The organism is Streptomyces sp. NPDC006309 (genome assembly GCF_040613095.1).
Classification (GTDB): Bacteria; Actinomycetota; Actinomycetes; order Streptomycetales; family Streptomycetaceae; genus Streptomyces.
This window is the reverse complement of sequence record NZ_JBEXRO010000008.1, coordinates 41,814-62,340: the sequence shown is the minus strand read 5'-3', so window position 1 is coordinate 62,340 and position 20,527 is coordinate 41,814. Positions and strand designations below refer to the sequence as shown.

General features: G+C 72.6%; 18 protein-coding genes. 9 read left to right on the top strand and 9 right to left on the bottom strand.

All coding sequences use genetic code 11. From position 1 onward, the window contains the following. Positions 1–169 precede the first annotated feature (169 nt). The gene (locus ABZ117_RS13600) at positions 170–1,663 is read left to right on the top strand and encodes a M1 family metallopeptidase (RefSeq protein WP_356820334.1); all 1,494 of its coding nucleotides are present in this window, start codon (positions 170–172) and stop codon (positions 1,661–1,663) included. Between the two features lie 112 nt (positions 1,664–1,775). Here ABZ117_RS13600 and ABZ117_RS13595 read toward each other — a convergent pair whose 3' ends face one another. Next, positions 1,776–3,251 carry an amino acid permease gene (locus ABZ117_RS13595; protein ID WP_356820333.1) on the bottom strand — a complete coding sequence of 492 codons (1,476 nt, stop codon included), beginning with the start codon at positions 3,249–3,251 and terminating at the stop codon, positions 1,776–1,778. 255 nt (positions 3,252–3,506) lie between these two features. Here ABZ117_RS13595 and ABZ117_RS13590 point away from each other — a divergent pair, with 255 nt between their 5' ends. Next, complete coding sequence (locus ABZ117_RS13590; protein WP_356820331.1) at positions 3,507–4,283, top strand: MerR family transcriptional regulator; 777 nt, start codon at positions 3,507–3,509, stop codon at positions 4,281–4,283. A 59-nt stretch (positions 4,284–4,342) separates the two neighbouring features. Here ABZ117_RS13590 and ABZ117_RS13585 read toward each other — a convergent pair whose 3' ends face one another. Genes ABZ117_RS13585 through ABZ117_RS13575 form a run of 3 tightly spaced genes read right to left on the bottom strand, consistent with a single transcriptional unit; the run spans position 4,343 to position 8,976 of the window. Beyond that, positions 4,343–6,520, bottom strand: a complete 2,178-nt coding sequence (locus ABZ117_RS13585) for a 3-hydroxyacyl-CoA dehydrogenase NAD-binding domain-containing protein (RefSeq protein ID WP_356820329.1) — start codon at positions 6,518–6,520, stop codon at positions 4,343–4,345. A gap of 41 nt (positions 6,521–6,561) precedes the next feature. Further along, positions 6,562–7,776 carry an acetyl-CoA C-acetyltransferase gene (locus ABZ117_RS13580; RefSeq protein ID WP_356820327.1) on the bottom strand — a complete coding sequence of 405 codons (1,215 nt, stop codon included), beginning with the start codon at positions 7,774–7,776 and terminating at the stop codon, positions 6,562–6,564. A gap of 42 nt (positions 7,777–7,818) precedes the next feature. Continuing rightward, the gene (locus tag ABZ117_RS13575; protein ID WP_356820325.1) at positions 7,819–8,976 is read right to left on the bottom strand and encodes a CaiB/BaiF CoA-transferase family protein; all 1,158 of its coding nucleotides are present in this window, start codon (positions 8,974–8,976) and stop codon (positions 7,819–7,821) included. A 303-nt stretch (positions 8,977–9,279) separates the two neighbouring features. Here ABZ117_RS13575 and ABZ117_RS13570 point away from each other — a divergent pair, with 303 nt between their 5' ends. Further along, the gene (locus ABZ117_RS13570) at positions 9,280–10,458 is read left to right on the top strand and encodes a saccharopine dehydrogenase NADP-binding domain-containing protein (RefSeq protein ID WP_356820324.1); all 1,179 of its coding nucleotides are present in this window, start codon (positions 9,280–9,282) and stop codon (positions 10,456–10,458) included. Positions 10,459–10,494: 36 nt separating this feature from the next. Here ABZ117_RS13570 and ABZ117_RS13565 read toward each other — a convergent pair whose 3' ends face one another. Further along, positions 10,495–11,244: an endonuclease V gene (locus ABZ117_RS13565; RefSeq protein WP_356820322.1), complete on the bottom strand. Its 750-nt coding sequence runs from the start codon at positions 11,242–11,244 to the stop codon at positions 10,495–10,497. A 60-nt stretch (positions 11,245–11,304) separates the two neighbouring features. Between ABZ117_RS13565 and ABZ117_RS13560 the strand changes: the two genes are divergently transcribed. Beyond that, positions 11,305–11,601 carry a YciI family protein gene (locus ABZ117_RS13560; protein WP_356820320.1) on the top strand — a complete coding sequence of 99 codons (297 nt, stop codon included), beginning with the start codon at positions 11,305–11,307 and terminating at the stop codon, positions 11,599–11,601. A 10-nt stretch (positions 11,602–11,611) separates the two neighbouring features. Here ABZ117_RS13560 and ABZ117_RS13555 read toward each other — a convergent pair whose 3' ends face one another. After that, positions 11,612–11,950 (bottom strand): plasmid stabilization protein, encoded by a 339-nt coding sequence (locus tag ABZ117_RS13555; RefSeq protein ID WP_356820318.1) that lies wholly within the window; start codon positions 11,948–11,950, stop codon positions 11,612–11,614. Between the two features lie 55 nt (positions 11,951–12,005). Then, complete coding sequence (locus tag ABZ117_RS13550) at positions 12,006–13,169, bottom strand: oxidoreductase (protein ID WP_356820316.1); 1,164 nt, start codon at positions 13,167–13,169, stop codon at positions 12,006–12,008. A 240-nt stretch (positions 13,170–13,409) separates the two neighbouring features. Here ABZ117_RS13550 and ABZ117_RS13545 point away from each other — a divergent pair, with 240 nt between their 5' ends. The 4 genes from ABZ117_RS13545 (at position 13,410) to ABZ117_RS13530 (ending at position 17,879) form a co-directional block, all read left to right on the top strand. Continuing rightward, on the top strand, positions 13,410–13,826 hold the full coding sequence (locus ABZ117_RS13545; RefSeq protein WP_356820314.1) for an SsgA family sporulation/cell division regulator: 417 nt from the start codon (positions 13,410–13,412) through the stop codon (positions 13,824–13,826). Between the two features lie 309 nt (positions 13,827–14,135). After that, positions 14,136–15,761, top strand: coding sequence for an ABC-F family ATP-binding cassette domain-containing protein (locus ABZ117_RS13540; protein ID WP_356820312.1), 1,626 nt, complete (start codon positions 14,136–14,138; stop codon positions 15,759–15,761). Positions 15,762–15,907: 146 nt separating this feature from the next. Next, the gene (gene ddaH, locus ABZ117_RS13535) at positions 15,908–16,684 is read left to right on the top strand and encodes a dimethylargininase (RefSeq protein WP_356820310.1); all 777 of its coding nucleotides are present in this window, start codon (positions 15,908–15,910) and stop codon (positions 16,682–16,684) included. 220 nt (positions 16,685–16,904) lie between these two features. After that, positions 16,905–17,879 carry an acyl-ACP desaturase gene (locus ABZ117_RS13530; RefSeq protein ID WP_356820308.1) on the top strand — a complete coding sequence of 325 codons (975 nt, stop codon included), beginning with the start codon at positions 16,905–16,907 and terminating at the stop codon, positions 17,877–17,879. Positions 17,880–17,932: 53 nt separating this feature from the next. On the opposite strand, the gene ABZ117_RS13525 is transcribed toward ABZ117_RS13530, so the two are convergent. Beyond that, the gene (locus ABZ117_RS13525; protein WP_356820306.1) at positions 17,933–18,178 is read right to left on the bottom strand and encodes a WhiB family transcriptional regulator; all 246 of its coding nucleotides are present in this window, start codon (positions 18,176–18,178) and stop codon (positions 17,933–17,935) included. 311 nt (positions 18,179–18,489) lie between these two features. Between ABZ117_RS13525 and ABZ117_RS13520 the strand changes: the two genes are divergently transcribed. Then, on the top strand, positions 18,490–19,281 hold the full coding sequence (locus ABZ117_RS13520; protein WP_356820305.1) for a VOC family protein: 792 nt from the start codon (positions 18,490–18,492) through the stop codon (positions 19,279–19,281). Between the two features lie 75 nt (positions 19,282–19,356). Here the strand turns inward: ABZ117_RS13520 and ABZ117_RS13515 are convergent, their stop codons facing one another. Beyond that, positions 19,357–20,451, bottom strand: coding sequence for a LacI family DNA-binding transcriptional regulator (locus tag ABZ117_RS13515; RefSeq protein WP_356820303.1), 1,095 nt, complete (start codon positions 20,449–20,451; stop codon positions 19,357–19,359). Positions 20,452–20,527: the final 76 nt, after the last annotated feature.

The following is a 20,527-nucleotide window of genomic DNA, read 5'->3' as shown; positions in this document are numbered from 1 at the left end:
GGTACCGCCGCCAACTGCCGTACAGAAGAGGGCTCTCCGGGGCCCGTGACGGCTGAATGGCGATCGTGTGACAGCAGGGGTCATGGACAGGTCAGTGGCCACAGGGACTGAATAGGCTCCGGACAGACTTCTGTGAACCGACTGGCATTCCCGACGACTTGGAGCTGACGTGCACCGCAGAATCATCGCGCCGGGCGCCCTGGCGGCGGCCTCCCTCCTGCTGGCGATCCCGGCATCGGCCGCGAGCTACTCCCCCGGCGCACCGGGCATCGGCGACCCCTACTACCCGGACTACGGCAACGGCGGCTACGACGTCTCCCACTACGACCTGAGGCTCCGGTACCAGCCGGCGACGGACGAGCTGGAGGGCACCGCGACGATCCTGGCGAGGACCACCCAGGACCTGTCCAGCTTCGACCTGGACTTCCTGCTGGACGTCAGCGAGGTGCGGGTCAACGGCACCAGGGCGGCCTTCACGGCCTCCGGCCAGCACGAACTGGTCGTCACTCCGAGGACCCCGCTGGCGAAGGGCACACCGGTCACGGTCGTCGTCCGCTACAGCGGGGTGCCGTCGACGAAGAGCGCCTACGGGTTCACCACCTGGCACCGCACCCCGGACGGCGCGGTGGCCGCCGACGAACCCGAGGCCGCCTGGTGGTGGTTCCCGAGCAACGACCACCCGAGCGACAAGGCCACCTACGACGTGTCGGTGGCCGTGCCGGACGGCACCCAGGCCATCTCCAACGGCACGCTCCAGTCGACCGGTTCCAAGCTGGGCTGGACCCGCTACAACTGGCGGCAGGACAAGCCGCAGGCGACCTATCTGGCCACCCTGGCGCTCGGCAGGTTCGACATCACCACCGGCACCTCCGACGGCGGGGTGCCCGTAGTCAACGCCTACAGCAAGGACCTCGGCGACAACGACGGGGCCGCGCGGGCCAGTGTGGAGCGCACCGGGGAGATCGTCGACTGGCTGAGCGGCTACTTCGGGCCGTATCCCTTCAGCTCGGCGGGCGGCTACGTGCCCAACACCACCACCGGGTACGCGCTGGAGACGCAGAGCCGGATCTACTACAGCCCGAAGCAGTTCGCGAACGGCTCTAACACCTCGGTGGTCGTGCACGAGCTGGCCCACCAGTGGTACGGCGACGACGTGTCGCTGAAGGGCTGGAAGGACATCTGGATCAACGAGGGCTTCGCCCGGTACGCGCAGTGGCTGTGGTCCGACGCGCAGGGCGAGGGCACCACGCAGGAACTCGCCGACTACGTGTACGCCTCCCACCCGGCCGACGACCCGTTCTGGACGGTGCGGCCCGGCGACCCGGGCCCGGACGAGCAGTTCTCCGCCGCCGTCTACGACCGGGGCGCCCTGGCCATCCAGGAGCTGCGCAAAGCCATCGGTGACGACGCGTTCTTCGCGGTCCTCAAGGGCTGGCCGAAGACGCACGCGTACGGCAACGCCTCGGTGGCCGACTTCCAGAAGTACGCCGAGCAGGTGTCCGGCAAGCCCCTGTCCGCGCTGTTCGACACCTGGCTGTTCCAGCCGTCGAAGCCGGCCGGGCCCGCGGCCCGCGCGCTGGCGGGGACGGGCACGGGTACGGCGGTGGCGCAGCCGAAGTCGTGGAAGAAGATCGAGGCGACGAACGGCGTGCACGGGCACTGACCCGCGCGGCCCGGAGGAACGCGGCGGCGAAGACGTCGCCCGCGCCGGTGGGTGTCGACCCACCGGCGCGGGCGGGGCCGCCGCCGCTGTCCGGCCGGTGGCCGCCGGACGGCTACTTCACGGCCGGGGCGTCCGTCGTGTCCCCGCCGGTGTTGCGGGCCACCCGGCGGCGGACGCCGAACCAGCCGGCGACCAGCATGACGGCGATCACCGGAATGAGGAGCAGGGTCTTGCGGCCGACCTCGGGGTCGTTCCACATCAGGCCGAGGCAGACCATGAGGAAGACGATCGTGGCGATCTCGGTGACCGGGGTGAACTTCAGCTGGAAGTGCGGCCGCGTCACCTGTCCGTCGCGGGCGCGGCGGACGAAGACCACGTGACAGATCATGATGATCACCCAGGTGCTGATGATGCCGAGGGAGGCGACGTTCAGCACGATCTCGAAGGCCTGGTCGGGCAGACGGTAGTTCAGGACGACGCCGAGGACGCAGACCGCGCAGGTCAGCAGGATGCCGCCGTAGGGGACCTGGCTGCGGTTCATACGGGCGGTGAACTTCGGGGCGGAACCGGCCGTGGCCATGGAGCGCAGGATGCGGCCGGTGGAGTACAGCCCGGAGTTGAGCGAGGACATGGCGGCGGTCAGCACCACCAGGTTCATCACGTCACCGGCCGCCGGGATGCCGATCTTGGACAGCACGGTCACGAACGGGCTCTGGTCGGCGGAGTACACCGAGCCGGGCAGCAGCAGCGCGAGCAGGACGACCGAGCCGACGTAGAACAGGCCCACGCGCCACATGATCGAGTTCACCGCGCGCGGGACGATCTTCTCCGGCTCGGCGGTCTCACCGGCGGCGACGCCGACCAGTTCCAGGGCGGCGTAGGCGAAGATCACGCCCTGCATGACGAGGACGACCGGCATCACACCGTGCGGGAAGACGCCGCCGTGGTCGGCGATCACGCTGAGGCCGGGCTTGGTGCCGTCCACGTCGTGCTGGGTGGCCAGCAGGAAGACGCCGATGAGCATGAAGCCCACGAGGGTGGCGACCTTGATGATCGCGAACCAGAACTCCATCTCACCGAAGATCTTCACCGAGATCAGGTTCACGGCGAGGACCACCGCGAGGGCGATCAGCGCCAGCACCCACTGGGGGACGGAGGTGAACATGCTCCAGTAGTGCGCGTAGAGCGCGATCGCGGTGATGTCGGCGATACCGGTGGTCGACCAGTTCAGGAAGTACATCCAGCCGGCGACGTAGGCGCCCTTCTCGCCGAGGAACTCGCGCGCGTACGACACGAAAGAACCGGACGACGGGCGGTACAGGACCAGCTCGCCGAGGGCCCGGACGACGAAGAAGGCGAAGATGCCGCAGACCAGATAGGCCAGGGCGAGCGCCGGGCCCGCGTTGTGCAGGCGTCCGCCGGCGCCCAGGAACAGACCGGTGCCGATGGCGCCACCGATGGCGATCATGTTGACGTGGCGGGCCTTGAGTCCCTTGCTGTAACCGGCGTCGCCCGCGTCCGCGGGCGTCCGGGCCACCTCGGGACGGTCGGCGGCCTGTGCTATGTCCACGGCGTCCTTGCTGCTCACGGGTGGTTTTTCACTTCCTGGTGCGCCCGGACCTCGTGGGCCGGGGTTCGTGCAGGTCCTGGCCCGCACCACCCTGGTATGTCGCGGCACAGACCAAGACAGCAGCTTCCCAGAGAGTTCCGCCGGCACGCGGTGGCCCACGTCACACAGCGTCCTTTCTCACAGGCCCGAAGGGCGGGAAAGCAGACGTCACGGGGCGTTTCACTGCGGCACGTGAGGTGTTACAGCGTTGGTGGGACAGCGATACTGCTGCACATGACGACCGAGACCACGGAGCAGACGGATCCGGGCGGGCCCACGCTGACGATCGACGAGCTGGCCGCCCGGGCGGGCGTCACCGTCCGTACCGTCCGCTTCTACGGCACCAGAGGGCTGCTGCCTCCTCCGGCGCTCGGTCCGCGCCGGGTCGGGCACTACGGACCGGAGCACCTGGCGCGTCTCGCCCTGATCGACGAGCTGCAACGGCAGGGCATGACGCTGTCCGCGATCGAACGGCATCTGCGCCGGCTGCCGCCGGACCTGAGCGCGCAGGACCTCGCCATCCACCGTGCGGTGGTGGCCTCCTGGGCACCGGACACGGTGGAGACGGTGACGCGGGAGGAGCTGAGCCGGCTCGCGGGACGGGAGCTGAGCGACGCGGACGTGGCCCGTCTGGCGGCCCTGGACGTGGTCACGCCGGACGACGGTGGCTACGGGGTCGACGCGGGGCTCCTGCGGCTGGGCGTCGAGCTGCTCGACGTACCGCTGTCCCAGGACGTGGTCCTCGCGGCCCGGGAGGTGCTGCTGGAGCACTCGCGCGCGGCGGCGCAGGAGCTGTCCCGGCTGCTGCGCGAGGCGGTGTCCGAGCTGGCCCCGAAGGACGTGAAGTCGCTGACGGCCCACATGCACCCGCTGGTGGTGCAGGCGCTGCTCACCACGTTCCAGCGCTCCCTGCGGCAGGAACTGCGCGGCTGGCTGAGCGATCCCCGCGAGAACGGCGAGAACGGACAGGACGGGCAGGACGAACAGGACGGCGGGAGCGGACGGGGCTGAGCAGCCGGGGCACGCCGCCCCCGCGGGCCTGCCGGTCGGCAGGCCCGCAGGCCAGTGGGTCAGCGGGCGTCGGTGAAGATCTCCCCCTGCTCGGCCTTCGTCAGGAGCAGCGCGGGCGGGGTGAACCGCTCGCCGTAGCGCTCGGCCAGCTCGCGCGCGCGGGCGACGAATCCGGGCAGGCCTCCTTCGTAGCCGTTGATGTACTGGAGGACGCCACCGGTCCAGCCGGGGAAGCCGATGCCCAGGATCGAGCCGATGTTGGCGTCGGCGACCGAGATCAGGACGCCCTCCTCCAGGAGGCGTACGGTGTCGAGGGCCTCGGCGAAGAGCATGCGCTCCTGCATGTCCCGGAACGGGATCTCGTACCCGGCCGTGGTGAAGTGCTCGCGCAGGCCCGGCCACAGTCCGGCCCGCCCGCCGTCCTCGGTGTAGTCGTAGAACCCGGCGCCGCCGCTGCGGCCGGGGCGGCCGAACTCGTCGACCATGCGGTCGATGACCGCCTCCGCCGGGTGCGCGGTCCAGGTGCCGCCCGCCTCCTCCACGGCCCGCCGGGTCTCCTCGCGGATCTTGCGCGGGAGGGTGAGGGTCAGCTCGTCCATGAGGGACAGCACCTTGGCCGGGTAGCCGGCCTGGGCCGCGGCCTGCTCGACGGAGGCCGGCTCGATGCCCTCGCCGACCATGGCGACGCCCTCGTTGATGAAGTGGCCGATCACCCGGGAGGTGAAGAAGCCGCGCGAGTCGTTGACGACGATCGGCGTCTTGTTGATCTGCCGGACCAGGTCGAAGGCGCGCGCGATGGCCTCCTCGCCGGTGCGCTCCCCCTTGATGATCTCGACCAGCGGCATCTTGTCGACCGGCGAGAAGAAGTGCAGCCCGATGAAGTCGGCCTGGCGCTCCACGCCCTCGGCGAGGGTGGTGATGGGCAGCGTGGAGGTGTTGGAGCACAGCAGCGCGTCGGGGGCGACGACGGACTCGGTCTCCTGGAACACCTTGTGCTTGAGGGCGGTGTCCTCGAAGACGGCCTCGATGACCGCGTCGCAGCCCGCGAGGTCGGCCACGTCGGCGGTGGGCGTGATCCGGGCGAGCAGCGCGTCCGCCTTCTCCTGGCTGGTACGGCCCTTGGCGACGGCCTTGGCGCACAGCTTCTCGGAGTAGCCCTTGCCCTTGACGGCCGCTTCCAGGGAGACGTCCTTCAGGAGGACGTCGATGCCCGCGCGGGCGCACGAGTACGCGATGCCGGCGCCCATCATGCCGGCGCCGAGGACGGCGACCTTGCGGACCGGGCGGGGCTCGATGCCCTGGGGGCGGCTGACGCCGGAGTTGACCGCCTGGAGGTCGAAGAAGAACGCCTGGATCATGTTCTTCGCGGTCTGCCCGGTGACCAGCTCGGTGAAGTAGCGGGTCTCGATGGTGATCGCGGTCTCGAAGTCGACCTGGGAACCCTCGACGGCGGCGGCCATGATGTTGCGCGGGGCCGGATAGGGCGCGCCCCCCGTCTGCTTGCGCAGGCTCGCCGGGAACGCGGGCAGGTTCGCGGCGAACTTCGGGTGGGCCGGGGTGCCGCCGGGGATCTTGTGACCGGGGACGTCCCAGGGCTGGTGCGACTCGGGGTGGGCGTCGATGAAGGCGCGGGCCTTGGCGAGCATCTCCTCCTCGCTCACGGCCACCTCGTGGACGAGGCCGTTCTCCAGGGCGCGCCGGGGGGTGTACTGGGTGCCCTGGAGCAGCACCTTCAGCAGTGCGTCCGTGATGCCCATCAGCCGTACCGTACGGGTGACGCCGCCGCCCGCGGGCAGCAGGCCGAGGGTGACCTCGGGCAGGCCGATCCGGGAGCCGGGGGCGTCCAGGGCGATGCGGTGGTGGGAGGCGAGCGCGATCTCGTAGCCGCCGCCGAGGGCCGCGCCATTGATGGCGGCGACGACCGGCTTGCCGAGGGTCTCGATGCGGCGCAGCGCGTTCTTGATCTCGGTCGCGGTGTCGAAGACCCGCTGGGCGTCCTCGGGGCCGGCCTTGATCATGTCCTTGAGGTCGCCGCCGGCGAAGAAGGTCTTCTTGGCGGAGGTGTAGATGATGCCGCGGATGGAGTCCTTCTCGGCCTCCGCGCGCGCGGCGATCGCCGTGACGGAGGCCCGGAAGGCCTGGTTCATGGTGTTCGCGGACTGGTTCGGGTCGTCCAGGACGAGGGTGACGACACCGGTGTCGTCCTGCTCCCAGCGGATGGTGGTGCTCTCGGTCATGACAGTCGTCTCCGTTGAAGTCGCTTGGTTCCGCAGGGAGTTCAGACGCGCTCGACGATGGTGGCGACGCCCATGCCGCCGCCCACGCAGAGCGTGGCGAGGCCGTAGCGCTTGTCCTGGCGCTCCAGTTCGTCGATGAGCGAGCCGAGGATCATCGCGCCGGTCGCGCCGAGCGGGTGGCCGAGGGCGATGGCGCCGCCGTTGACGTTGACCTTGTCCAGGGACAGGCCCATGTCCCGCACGAAGCGCAGCACGACCGCGGCGAACGCCTCGTTGATCTCGACCAGGTCGATGTCGTCGATGGTGAGGCCGGCCTTGGCCAGGGCCTTGCGGGTGGCCGGAGCGGGACCGGTGAGCATGATGGTGGGCTCGGAGCCGGAGACGGCCGCGGAGACGATCCGGGCGCGGGGGGTCAGGCCGTGGCGCTCGCCGACCTCCCTGGAGCCGACCGCGACGAGCGAGGCGCCGTCCACGATGCCGGAGGAGTTGCCCGCGTGGTGGACGTGGTCGATCCTCTCCACGTGGTGGTACTTCTGGAGCGCTACCGCGTCGAAGCCGCCGAGCTCGCCGATGTCCGCGAAGGACGGCTTCAGCCTGGCGAGGGAGTCGGCGGTGGTGCCGGGGCGCATGTGCTCGTCGTGGTCGAGGACGATCAGGCCGTTGCGGTCCCTGACGGGCACGACCGAGCGGTCGAAGCGCCCTTCCTTCCAGGCGGTGGCGGCGCGCTCCTGGGACAGGGCCGCGTACTCGTCGACGTCCCGGCGGGAGAAGCCCTCGATGGTGGCGATCAGGTCGGCGCTGATGCCCTGGGGCACGAAGTTGACGGCGAGGTTGGTCATCGGGTCGTTGAACCAGGCGCCGCCGTCGGAGGCCATCGGGACGCGGGACATGGACTCGACACCGCCCGCGAGGACCAGGTCCTCCCAGCCCGAGCGGATCTTGGCGGCGGCCAGGTTGACGGACTCCAGGCCGGAGGCACAGAAGCGGTTCTCCTGCACGCCCGCGACCGTGTCCGGCAGTCCGGCGGCGATGGCGGCGATCCGGGCGATGTCGGCGCCCTGGTCGCCGACGGGTCCGACGACGCCGAGCACGATGTCGTCGATCGCGGCGGGGTCCAGGCCCGGGAAGCGGCCGCGGATCTCGTGGATGAGGCCGACGACCAGGTCGATGGGCTTCGTGCCGTGCAGGGCGCCGTTCGCCTTGCCGCGCCCGCGCGGGGTGCGGATCGCGTCGTACACGTACGCTTCGGTGCTCACTGGTGTGCCTTTCGGGAGGGTGGGCCGAGCGGGTGGTCGGGGTCAGCCGCCGTCGGTGACCGGGTCGTCGGTCGGGCGCGCGGGTATGCCCCAGTCCCGGGCGACCGTCTCCGTGTCCGCGCCGGGCCGGGCGGGGCCGCCGCGGACGGTGGTGGGCGTCGCGGAGAACCGGGGCGCGGGGGCGGGCTGGGTGATGCCGTCGTGGTCGGTGAAGGTGCCGCGGGCGGCCAGGTGCGGGTGGTGCGGGGCCTCGCGCAGTGACAGTACGGGTGCCACGCAGGCGTCGGAGCCCTCGAAGACGGCGGTCCACTCGGCCCGGGTACGGGATGCGAAGCGGGCGGCGATCCGTTCGCGCAACTCGTTCCAGCGGGCCGGGTCCGTGCGGGCGGACGCCAGGCCGTCCAGGCCGAGCAGGCGGAGGAACTCGCCGTAGAACTTCTCCTCCAGGGCGCCGACCGCCATGTGGCCGCCGTCGGCGGTCTCGTAGGTGCCGTAGTAGGGGCAGCCGCCGTCCAGCAGGTTCGCGGCGCGCCGGTCCTGCCAGGCGCCGGCGGCGAGCATGCCGTGGATCATCGTGGAGAGGTGGGCCGTGCCGTCGACGATGGCGGCGTCGACCACCTGGCCGGTGCCGGTCGCGCGCGCGTGGTGCAGGGCGGCGAGGACGCCGACGACCAGGTAGAGGGAGCCGCCCGCGTAGTCCCCGAGGAGGTTGGCGGGGGCGGTGGGGGGCTCACCGGGGCGGCCGGTCAGGCCGAGCGTGCCGGTGAGCGCGATGTAGGCGATGTCGTGGCCCGCGCGCCGGGCGAGGGGGCCGTCCTGGCCCCAGCCGGTCATGCGGCCGTAGACCAGCCGGGGGTTGCGGGCGTGGCAGTCCTCGGGGCCGATGCCGAGCCGCTCGGCGACGCCCGGGCGGTAGCCCTCGACGAGGATGTCGGCCCGCTCGGCGAGATCCAGGACGCGCGCGGGGCCGTCCGGTGCCTTCAGGTCGACCATGACCGAGCGCTTGTTGCGGTTGGTGACGTCGTACGCGGGGTCGATTGCGAGGCCGGGGCCGCCCGGGCGGTCCACCCGGACCACGTCGGCGCCCAGGTCGGCCAGCAGCATGGCGGCGAACGGGCCCGGTCCGATGCCGGCCAGCTCGACCACGCGCACACCGTGGAGCGGGCCGGCACCCGGCGTCGGCGTCCCTGCCGTTGTCATGCGACCAGCTCCCGGAGCGTGTGTGACACAACTGATGTAACACCGATGATGCTAAGAACGCGTTCCACCGGGCACAAGACCTGAACGAGCAAGCGCTTAGCCGAGTGCCCGTCCCGGTCACTCCTCACCCGGGAGAGTGACGCACCCCCCGACGCCTCTGCGGCGGGGGGGCGCGACAGGGCATTCCCGGCCACCGCCATCGCTTCCTCCGGGTGACGTGTCGGACCGCGCACACCTCACGCTAGCCTCAGCCACCGACAGCGGCGCGGGCTGCCCGGCAGGCCGCACGAAGCGAGGGGTGTCATGAGCAGGCTGAACAGGACAGACCGTCCCTACGACCTCGTGCTCTTCGGAGCCACGGGCTTCGTCGGCACGCTCACGGCCCGGTATCTCGCCGCCCACGCGCCGAAGGACCTGCGCTGGGCCGTCGCCGGCCGCTACGAACGCAGGCTGGAGGAACTGCGCGGACAGCTGCCCGGCGGCGCGGACCCCGGCGTGCTGCGGGCCGACGTGACCGAACCGGCCACCCTGCGCGCCCTCGCCGAGCACGCGCGCGTGGTCGCCACGACCGTGGGGCCCTACGTGCTGCACGGCGAGGAACTCGTCGCCGCCTGCGCCGACACGGGGGCCGACTATCTGGACCTCACCGGTGAGCCGGAGTTCGTCGACCTGATGTACGTCCGGCACGACGCACGCGCGCGTGAGACGGGCGCACGTCTCGTGCACGCCTGCGGGTTCGACTCCGTACCGCACGATCTCGGCGCGTACTTCACGGTCCGGCAGCTGCCGGAGGGGGTCCCGCTGACCGTGGACGGCTATGTGACGGCCGACGCGGCCTTCTCCGGAGGCACCCTCGCCTCGGCGCTGAACCAGCTGGCCCGGGGACGGCGGATGCTGGGCGCCGCCCGTGAACGGTCCCGGTACGAGCCGCGGCTGCCGGGCCGCCGGGTCACGGCACCGACGGGCGCGCCGAGGTTCGCCGGCGAGGTCGGCGCGTGGGCGCTGCCGCTGCCGACCATCGACCCGCAGATCGTGCGCCGTTCGGCGCGGGCGCTGGAGCGGTACGGCCCGGATTTCCGCTACCGGCACTACGCCGCCGTCCGGCGCCTGCCGGTCGCCCTCGGCTCGGTCGCCGCCGTCGGCGCGCTGACCGCGGCGGCCCAGCTGCCGCCCGCCCGGCACTGGCTGTCGGACCGGCTCCGGCCGGGCGACGGACCCAGCGCGCAGAAGCGGGCGAAGAGCTGGTTCCGGGTGCGGTTCGTCGGAGAGGGCGGCGGGCGCCGCGTGTTCACGGAGGTCGCCGGCGGTGACCCCGGCTACGACGAGACGGCGAAGATGTTCGCCGAGGCGGCCCTGAGCCTGGCCTTCGACGACCTGCCGCCGACGGCCGGACAGGTCACCACGGCCGAGGCGATGGGCGACGCCCTGACCGAGCGGCTGCGCGCCGCCGGCATCACCTTCCGGGTGGCGGCGGAACGCTAGGGCGTGTCGTCGGACTCCCGCCGTTCGCCCGGAGGGCTAGCGCCTGTCGCCCTGGTCCTGCCGCGGTCGGCCGGAACCGGCCTGATCCGGAGGAAAGGCCCTGCCGGCCGCCCGCAGTGCCTGCCGGCACAGGGCGTCCGCCCGGCGCGTGGTCTCGGGCAGCCGGTAGCGCGGGGTCAGCGCCAGGGTGTGTGCCAGGGCGGTGCCGAGGCTCACGCGGTGGCCGGCCGAGACGAACACCGGCTTGACGCCGTCCCGGGTGCGCAGGGCGCGCCCGACCTCCTCGGCCCCGTCGAGCAGGGGTGCGGAGCTGCCCCGCGCCGGTGCCGGGTCGTCGTAGGTGAAGGTGAACGGGTTCTTGGCGACGCCGATGGTCGGCAGGTCCGTGAGCACGCCGAGATGGCTCGCCAGGCCGAAGCGGCGCGGATGGGCCACGCCATAGCCGTCGCAGACCACCAGGCCGGGCGGGCACGGCAGCCGGTCCAGGGCGGCCCGCACGGTCGGGATCTCGCGGAAGGCGAGGAGCCCCGGCACGTAGGGGAACGAGACGCGGCCCACGGCCGTCGCCTCGGCGACGACCTCCAGGGTCGCGGCGTCCAGCACGACGGCCGCCGCCGCGACGAGGTCCAGGCCGTCGTCGTAGGCGACGTCGACGCCCGTGACCCGGCCCGTTCCCGGCGGCGGTCCGGGCTCGTCGAGGACCACCCGCCCGCGCAGCCAGTCCTGTACGGCACGGGCCTCTTCCTCGGTCGCGGGCCAGCCCGCGGGTACGCCGACGATCGTCATGGTGGGCGACTGTACGGACCCGCCGCGGGGCGCCGGTCCGCCGGGGGTAGGCTCGCGATCATGTTCGTACTGGAGCTGACCTACACCGCGCCGCTCGATGCCGTGGACGCCGTCCTGCCGGACCATGTGGCCTGGCTGGAGGAGCAGTACGAGAAGGGCCTCTTCCTGGCCTCCGGACGCAAGAACCCCCGCGACGGAGGTGTGATCCTGGCCGTCGCGGAGGATCGCGCGGGCGTCGAGGAACTCGTCGCGGGCGATCCCTTCACCGTCGCGGGTGTGTGCGCCTACCGCGTCACGGAGTTCGTCGCCACGAAGACGGCTCCGGAGCTGGCGCACCACCGGCAGACGCTCGGCTGAGCCCGGCGGCTCAGCCCTTCTTCGAGTCGAGCGCGCGCTGGAGCTCGTCCTTGTTCATGTTCGAGCGGCCTTCGATGCCGCGCTGCTTCGCCTCGTTGTAGAGCTGGTCGCGGGTCGGTCCGTGCGAGCCGGACCGGTTGCCGGACCGCTGCCCGCCCCGCTCGCCGGACGACTTGTCCTGCGTGGAGCTGCGGCTGGCGGTCCTGGACTCGCCCGACCGCGCGCGTTCCTTGTTCACCGTCCGCGCGGCGATCTCCTTGGCGCGTCCCTCGCTCTCGCCCCGGTCCTGGGCGCTGTCCTTGATGTGCTCGTACTGACGCTCACGCTTGGGGCTGGAACCGGCTGGCATGATCGCTCCTCTCCTTTGCGGCGGGGAACGGGTACCCGCCTCGCACCCACTTACGTCAGCGTTCCAGCCGGGCCACCCTGCCCTGCTCGCCGGCCGCCCAGCAGCCCAGGTCGGGCGCGCAGTCCACGGTGTCGTACGACCCGGTGTCGATCGTGCGCCAGCCGCGCCCGCCGTCGGTGGTCAGGTCGGTGCCAGCCGGGCCGACGGCCAGCGCGGCGCCGCGGCTGTGCGGGAGCCAGGCGGCACCGGAGCGGTAGGCGGGCGGCGGGGCCGCGGCGGGCCGCCAGGTCCGGCCGCCGTCGGCGGTGACCGCGGCGCCCCGCGGTGAGGGCCGGTCGGGGCGGTAGTCGCCGCCGACCGCGATGCCGTGGGCAGGGTCGCGGAAGGCGAGCGCGAAGACGCCCTTGGCCGGATCGCCCGCCGGGACCGGCGTGTCGGCGGCCGTCCAGGTCAGTCCGCGGTCGGTGGAGTGCAGCACGCGCGCGTGGGCGCCGCCCCCGGTGGCCAGCCAGACGTCCTTCGGGCCGGAGGTGACCAGGCACTGCCCGCTCGCGGCGAAGCCCGCCTCGCCGTCCAGGGCGGCCGGCATGCCGTCGGAGGGCAGTACGCGCCAGGAACGGCCACCGTCGGCGGTGGACAGGAGCCGGAACCTCCCGTCGACCGGGTCGCTCAGGGCGAGGCCGTGGCGGGAGTCGGAGAAGGCGAGGCAGTCGTAGAAGGCCTTCGGGTCGGTGTTGCGGAAGGACTCCGTCCAGGTGGTTCCGCCGTCGTCGGTGCGGTAGACGCGGGAGGCCTCGCCCTCGCCGATGGCCAGCACCACCGCCCGCCGCGCGTCGAACGCCTCGACGTCCCGGAACTGGAGCGCGTCCGCGCCCGCCGGAGAGACGTTCCGCCAGCCGGCGCCGCCGTCCGTGGTGCGCAGCACCGTGCCGCCGGTGCCGGCCAGCCAGGCGGTGCGCCGGCTGACGGCCGCGAGGCCCCGGAAGCGCACGTGCGGCGTGCCGGGGTCCTTGAGCGCCCAGTGCGCGCCCGCCGGGCCCGCGCTGCCCGTACCGGGTGCCGGCCGCCCGGCGCCCGCCGGCGTGAGGCCCGCCCGTTCGAGCGGCCGGGCCCCGGCCGCCGGGACCGTCAGCGCGGCCAGCGCCACCCCGCACGCCACCCCCACCGCCAGCAGTCCGTTCGCCCGTCCCCCGCGTCGCGTGCTCCCTGAGCGCCTCATGGCGGGCGAAGCTAGCCCACCGCACCGGCGCCGTCCAGAGGACCACCTGGTCTCTCCCGTGCCGGCACCCGGCGGGGACACGGGAAGTGATCGCGAACACCTGGCCGGTCCCCGTGCATGAAAGGCGGTGACCGAGGTCACTCGTTCCCCGTGTGCACGCAACGGCAGTTTCCTTCGTCTCTTCCGGTGCCGGGTGTCACACGTCCGGAGGCAGTCCAGCCGTCACGAGGGAGCAAGGCGTTGTCCACCGTCATCGAGCAGCCCGTAGAGGCCCGCCTCGTCGCCGCCGCACCGCGCATGCCGAGCATCCCCGCGACGCTGCGCTACGACCGGCGTGACCCGTTCGCCGTCCGCATGACGTTCCCCGCCCCGGCGACCCTGGAGGGTGTCGAGGTGTGCTGGACGTTCTCCCGGGAGCTGCTGACGGCCGGGCTGACGGGACCGGAGGGCCATGGCGACGTCCGGGTGCGACCGTACGGGTACGACCGCACGGTGCTGGAGTTCCACGCCCCCGAGGGCACCGCGATCGTCCACGTGCGCTCCGGTGAGATCCGGCGGTTCCTGGAGGCGGCCGACGCCCTGGTGCCCACCGGCCGTGAGCACCTCCAGTTCGACCTCGACCACGACCTGGCCGAGCTGATGCGGGACGCCTGCTAGCACCGTTCCGCGCGCCACGCGCGCGTGCCGGGGCGGCGCGGTAATCCCGTTGACACCCCTCCGGCCCCTTTCCTACCGTGTACAGCGGTTCTGTTGCCGCCGATAGGAGAAGGACGTTGCTCGTCTGAGGTCCCGAGACACCGCGTCGCACCGGTGAGGTGTGCGCGGCGTACGACCTCGGCGTCCGAGCCGTCCGTCCCCGGCACAGGCCTTCTCTCATGGCCTCCTGTGCTCCCAGGCCCTTCGGTCTCCGCCTCGCGGTGTCTCGACACGTGTCCGACCGACCGTTCGCACCGTAACGAGGCGCCCATGTCCGCATCCCTCACCTGTACGTCCCTGTCCTTCGCCTGGCCCGACGGCACCACCGTCCTCGACGGCCTCGACCTCGCCTTCGGCCCCGGCCGCACCGGGCTCGTCGGCGCCAACGGTTCAGGGAAGTCCACCCTGCTGAAACTGCTGGCCGGCGAACTGACCCCGGCCGGAGGCACCGTCAAGGCGGCCGGCGAGACCGGCTACCTGCCCCAGAACGTCACCCTGGACACCGCGCTCCGCGTCGACGAAGCCCTCGGCATCGCCGGCCGGCGCGCCGCGCTGCACGCCATCGAGGCGGGCGACACCGCCGAGGAGCACTTCGAGGCCCTCGGCGACGACTGGGACGTCGAGGAGCGCGCCCTGGCCGCCCTCGGCGAACTCGGCCTCGGCCACATCGGTCTGGACCGGACCGTCGGCGAGGTGTCCGGCGGGGAGTCGGTGCTGCTGCGGCTCGCCGCGCTGCTGCTGCGCCGCCCGGACGTCCTGCTGCTGGACGAGCCCACCAACAACCTCGACCTGTACGCGCGGCGCCGGCTCTACCAGGCCGTCGCCTCCTGGCCGGGTGTCCTGGTCGTGGTCAGCCACGACCGGGAACTGCTCGACCTGGTCGACCGGATCGCGGAGCTGCGCTCGGGGGAGGTCACCTGGTACGGCGGCAACTTCTCGGCCTACGAGGAAGCGCTGGCCGTCGAGCAGGAGGCGGCCGAGCGGATGATGCGCGTCGCCGAGGCCGATATGCGCAAGCAGCGGCGCGAACTGTCCGACGCCCAGGTCAAGCTGGCCCGGCGCAAGCGCTACGGGCAGAAGATGTGGGACTCCAAGCGCGAACCGAAGATCGTCATGGGTGCGCGCAAACGCGCCGCCCAGGAGTCCGCGGGCAAGCACCGCCTGCTGCACGAGGACCGGCTCGCCGGGGCCCGGGAACGCCTGGACGAGGCGGCGGAGGCCGTACGGGACGACGACGAGATCCGCGTCGACCTGCCCCGCACGGCCGTACCGCCCGGGCGGCAAGTGCTCACCCTGGAGGACCTGCGCATGGTCCACCACGCGCGCGTGGAGGGCGTGTTCGACCTGCGCGGCCCGGAGCGGATCGCGCTCGTCGGCCGCAACGGCGCCGGCAAGACGACGCTGCTGCGGACCGTCGCCGGGGAGCTGGCGCCGGTGGCCGGCACGGCGACGGCGCACGTGCCGCTGCGGTTCCTGCCCCAGCGGCTGGACGTACTGGACGACGCCCTGACGGTGGCCGAGAACGTGGCCCGGTTCGCGCCGGACGCCACCGGCAACCGGGTCCGGGCGCGCCTCGCGCGCTTCCTGTTCCGCGGCGCGCGGGCCGACCGGACGGCGGGCACCCTGTCGGGCGGTGAGCGGTTCCGGGCGACCCTGGCCGCGCTGCTGCTCGCCGAACCCGCGCCCCAGCTGCTGCTGCTCGACGAGCCGACGAACAACCTCGACCTGGCCAGCGTCCGGCAGCTGACCTCGGCCCTGGAGGCGTACGAGGGCGCCCTGATCGTGGCCGGCCACGACCTGCCGTTCCTGGAGTCGATCGGGATCACACGGTGGCTGCTGATGGAAGGAGGACAGCTGAAGGAGACGACACCCGGGGCGCTCGGCGACCCGGCCTGACCGGCCCCGGCGGCGGTCCCGGAACGGCCGCGGCCGGGCGGCGGGAGTTTTGTGCCGGCCGCGGTGACCTGCATGATGGCGGACCGGTGCCCTCTCACCGGCACCGGAACACCGCACCGTCGACCGATAGACCCGAAAGGCCCGTCGTGCCCAGCAAGAAGGCCCTCGTCCGCCGCCCCGGCCCCCGCCTCGCCGACGGTCTGGTGACGCACATCGAGCGGGAGAAGGTCGACGTGGGGCTCGCCACCGAGCAGTGGGAGGCCTACGTCGAGGCACTGCGCGCGAACGGCTGGGAGACGATCGAGGTCGAACCGGCCGACGACTGCCCCGACTCGGTGTTCGTCGAGGACACCGTGGTCATGTACCGGAACGTGGCGTTGATCACCCGGCCCGGAGCCGCGTCCCGGCTGGCGGAGACCGCCGGCGTCGAGGAGGCGGTGGCCCGCCTCGGCTGCTCGGTGAACTGGATCTGGGACCCGGGCACGCTGGACGGCGGCGACGTCCTGAAGGTCGGCGACACGGTGTACGTGGGCCGGGGCGGGCGGACCAACGCGGCCGGCGTGCAGCAGCTGCGGGCGGCCTTCGAACCGCTGGGCGCCCGGGTGGTGGCCGTACCCGTGAGCAAGGTGCTGCACCTGAAGTCGGCCGTGACCGCGCTGCCCGACGGCACGGTGATCGGGCACATCCCCAGGGTGGACCGGCCGTCACTGTTCCCGGGCTTCCTGTCGGTGCCCGAGGAGACCGGGGCGCACGTGGTGCTGCTCGGTGGCGGGAAACTGCTCATGGCGGCGAGCGCCCCGAGGACGGCGGAGCTGCTGACCGACCTCGGCCACGACGTGGTCACGGTGGACATCAGCGAGTTCGAGAAGCTGGAGGGCTGTGTGACCTGCCTCTCGGTGCGCATGCGGGAGTTGTACGCCTGACCGGGTGATCCCCTGCCTCCGGGAGCCCCGGGACCTGCGGGTCCCGAGGCTGCCGACGCGGCCCCCCGCGGGCCGCCGTACGGCTGATCAGCGGTTCCTTTACGGCACTCTTAACCTACGGCTTCGTAACCTACGGTTTCGTAGCCTACGATTTCCGCAGGATCCCGGCACCGCTCGCCGGGACTCCGCTCCCCCTGTTCGGCGTCCCCCTGGAGTTCCCGTGACGATCACCTCCCCCCGACTCGGCAGCCCGTCCGCCTGGACCGACGCACGGCTGCTCCACGCACTGGAGGAAGTGGTCGAGACCGAACTGAACCGGCATCTGAAAGTCGCCAAGGACTGGATGCCGCACGAGTACGTGCCGTGGACCGACGGACGTAACTTCCCGGGCCTGTTCGAGGACGGGCAGCCCTGGCAGAAGGAGCAGTCCAAGGTCACGGACATCGGCCGGATCGCCCTCGTCGTCAATCTGCTGACCGAGGACAACCTGCCCAGCTACCACCACGAGATCGCCTCGCTCTTCGGCCGCGACGGCGCCTGGGGCACCTGGGTGCACCGCTGGACGGCCGAGGAGGGCCGCCACGGCATCGTGATGCGCGACTACCTGCTCACCTCGCGCGCGGTCGACCCGGACCAGCTGGAGCGGTTCCGCATGTCCCACATGAGCGAGGGCTTCGAGTCCGACAACCGGCACTCGATGCTGCACTCGATCGCCTACGTCGCCTTCCAGGAGCTGGCCACCCGGATCTCGCACCGCAACACCGGCCACCAGTCCGGCGACCCGGTCTGCGACCGCATGCTGGCCCGGATCGCCACCGACGAGAACCTGCACATGGTCTTCTACCGCAACCTGCTGAAGGCGGCGTTCGAGCTGGCGCCCGACCTGACCATGCAGGCGGTCCGGGACGTCGTCGTCGACTTCCGCATGCCCGGCCACGGCATCCCCGGCTTCGAGCGGGCCGCCGCGCAGATGGCGATCGGCGAGGTCTACAACCTGCGCATCCACCACGACGACGTGCTCCAGCCGGTGCTGCGCTTCCTGAAGGTCCTGGAGATCGACGGTCTCGGCTCCGAGGGACTCAAGGCGCAGGAGGAACTGGGTCTGTTCCTGGGCGGGCTGGACACGGAGGCCTCCAAGTTCGACGAGAAGCTCGCCGCGCGCAAGGCCCGGATGGCGGCGCGCGCCGCAGGCTGACGGCCCGCGTGCGGGGCGGGTGGTCAGCCGGCCGCCCCGCGCCCGGGGCGGCGTCAGCGGGCGGTGCGCCGCAGGGCGAGACGTTCCTTCTCCGACAGGCCGCCCCAGACGCCGAACCGCTCGTCGTTGGCCAGCGCGTAGTCCAGGCAGGCCGGGCGCAGCTCGCACATGGCGCAGATGCGCTTCGCGTCGCGCACCGAGCTGCCGGGTTCGGGGAAGAAGAAGTCGGGCCCGGTCTGCGCGCACAGGGCCTGCGCCTGCCAGGTGTCGTCGGCCGGGGTGATGGTTTCGGAGTGCATGGCCAGGAGCGTGCCGTACGCCGAAAAACGTTCGATCAACGCCGGCTCAACGGCGCCCCCCGGCCACCCGGCGCGCCCGCCACCGCTGCCGTCGTTCCGACGCCGCTCCCGTCCCCCTCGCCCCGCTCCCGTCACCCCGATGCTGCTCCCTCCGGCCCGGCGCGCGCACGGCGGCGCGCGGAACAAGGCGGGAAAACCGGCGTGGGGGCGGACGGGGCTCCGGCGCGGCGCGGTGCTCCGGCGGCGCTTGTCAGTGGGCGGTGCCAGACTCGGCAGTGCACAGGACGGGACCGCTTCCGAGGAGGGCACGCATGCTCACCACCCGTTTCGTCACCGGCGCCCCGAACTGGATCGACGTGGGCACCCCCAACATCGACGGCGCCACCTCCTTCTACGGCGCCCTCTTCGGCTGGCGGTTCCGGTCGGCGGGACCGGAAGCCGGCGGGTACGGCTTCTTCCAGCGCGACGGGAAGACCGTCGCGGGCGGCATGCGGAGCGGTCCGGAACAGGGCCCGCCGGCCTGGACGGTGTACTTCCGCAGCGAGGACGCGCAGGCCACCGCCGAGGCGGCCGAACAGGCCCACGGCGGTGTGCTGGTCCCGCCGACCGACGTGATGGGCGAGGGCCGCATGGCGGTCCTCGCCGACCAGGCGGGCGTGCCGTTCGGGATCTGGCAGCCCGGACGGACCAAGGGCGTGGACGCGGCGAACGAGCCGGGCGCGCTGTGCTGGGTCGAGCTGTACACCCGGGACGTCGCGGCGGCGGCGGCCTTCTACCACCGGGTGCTGGGCCTGGAGACCTACGCGGTGCCCTTCCCGGGCGGGACGTACACCTGCGTCAACCCGGCCGGGGCCGGGGAGGACGCCATGTTCGGCGGGCTGGTGCCGCTGGCCGACGCCCCCGCCGAGGCGGAGGACGGCCCGTACTGGCTGCCGTACTTCGAGGTGGAGGACCCCGACGCCGTGGCCGGCCAGGCGGAGCGGCTCGGCGGGACGGTGCGGATGCCGCCGACGACGGTGGACGGCGTGGGCCGCATGGCCAAACTCGCCGACCCCTACGGCGCCCGGTTCGCCGTGATCAGAAGCGCTTCCCCGCAGACCTGATGCCGTGCCGCGGCCGGGCCCGACCGTGCTCCGCCGGGCCACGCCGGGCCCTGGCGTATCGGGCCCGGCCGGGGGTCACGCCGAGGCGCGGCGTACCAGGGTCGTCGGGAGGATGACTCCCGCCGGCGTCGTGTCCGGGGCGCCGGCAGGGGGCCGCGGGTGGTCCTGCGCGGCCGGGTCGTCGCGGTCGCCGGTCAGGCCCTGGAGCAGCAGGCGCGCCATCAGACGGCCCATCTCCTCTATGTCCTGGCGGACGGTCGTCAGCGGTGGGTCGGCCTGCTCGGCCACCGGCATCACGTCGTCGAAACCGACCACGGCCACGTCCTCGGGCACACGCCGGCCGCTCTCCCGCAGCACCCGCAGGGCGCCGAGCGCGGAGAGGTCGTTGGCGGCGAACACGGCGTCCACGTCCGGGCGGCGGCCGAGCAGTTCCCGCATCGCGCGTTCCCCGCCGGCCGGTGTGAAGTCGCTCTCCACGACCAGCGAGGGATCGTTCCCGCCCGGGACGCCGGCCATGACGTCCCGGTAGCCGTCGAAGCGGTCCACCGCCGACGTCTGGTCCAGCGCGCCGGTGATGTGCGCGATGCGCCGGCGGCCGAGGCCGGCGAGGTGCCGTACGGCCGTGCGGGCCCCGCCGCGGTTGTCGCAGTCCACGTACACGGCACCCGGGTCCTGCGCCCGGCTGTTCTCCCCCCGGTGAGGCCGGCCGCCGAACACGGTGGGCACGCCGGCGTCGTGGATGAGGCCCGGCAGCGGGTCGTCCAGGTGGAGGGAGAAGACGAGCGCGCCGTCGACATGGCCGCCGGCGAGGTACCGGGCCACCCGGGCGTGGTCGTCGCGGCCCTCGGTGAGCAGCAGCACGAGCTGGTTGTCGTGGGCGGTCAGTTCCTTGCTGATGCCGCGCAGCTGAAGGGCGAAGAAGGGATCGGCGAAGACCCGGGCCTCGGGTTCGGCGATGACGACGGCGACGGCGTCGTGCCGCCGGGTGACGAGGCTGCGCGCCGCCTGGTTGGGGACGTAACCCAGTTCCTCCACGGCCCGCCTCACCCGCTCGGCGAGCGGCTTGCGGACCCCGTCCCCGCCGTTGACCACCCGGGACACGGTGGCCCGGGAGACGCCGGCCCGCGCGGCCACGGCCTCCAGCGTGGGGCGCGACACTGCCTCGGTCACTTCGGGACTCCTCATCGGCGGCTGCCGATCAGGATAGCCGCGGGGCGCCGGCCCGGCCGGTGCCGGCAGGGGCTCG

Excerpts from the sequence above, each read along its gene's own strand:
- ABZ117_RS13590 (WP_356820331.1), top strand. The coding sequence starts at position 3,507 with ATGACGACCGAGACCACGGAGCAGACGGATCCGGGCGGGCCCACGCTG.
- ABZ117_RS13585 (WP_356820329.1), bottom strand. The coding sequence starts at position 6,520 with ATGACCGAGAGCACCACCATCCGCTGGGAGCAGGACGACACCGGTGTC.
- ABZ117_RS13575 (WP_356820325.1), bottom strand. The coding sequence starts at position 8,976 with ATGACAACGGCAGGGACGCCGACGCCGGGTGCCGGCCCGCTCCACGGT.
- ABZ117_RS13570 (WP_356820324.1), top strand. The coding sequence starts at position 9,280 with ATGAGCAGGCTGAACAGGACAGACCGTCCCTACGACCTCGTGCTCTTC.
- ABZ117_RS13565 (WP_356820322.1), bottom strand. The coding sequence starts at position 11,244 with ATGACGATCGTCGGCGTACCCGCGGGCTGGCCCGCGACCGAGGAAGAG.
- ABZ117_RS13560 (WP_356820320.1), top strand. The coding sequence starts at position 11,305 with ATGTTCGTACTGGAGCTGACCTACACCGCGCCGCTCGATGCCGTGGAC.
- ABZ117_RS13555 (WP_356820318.1), bottom strand. The coding sequence starts at position 11,950 with ATGCCAGCCGGTTCCAGCCCCAAGCGTGAGCGTCAGTACGAGCACATC.
- ABZ117_RS13550 (WP_356820316.1), bottom strand. The coding sequence starts at position 13,169 with ATGAGGCGCTCAGGGAGCACGCGACGCGGGGGACGGGCGAACGGACTG.
- ABZ117_RS13540 (WP_356820312.1), top strand. The coding sequence starts at position 14,136 with ATGTCCGCATCCCTCACCTGTACGTCCCTGTCCTTCGCCTGGCCCGAC.
- ABZ117_RS13525 (WP_356820306.1), bottom strand. The coding sequence starts at position 18,178 with ATGCACTCCGAAACCATCACCCCGGCCGACGACACCTGGCAGGCGCAG.
- ABZ117_RS13520 (WP_356820305.1), top strand. The coding sequence starts at position 18,490 with ATGCTCACCACCCGTTTCGTCACCGGCGCCCCGAACTGGATCGACGTG.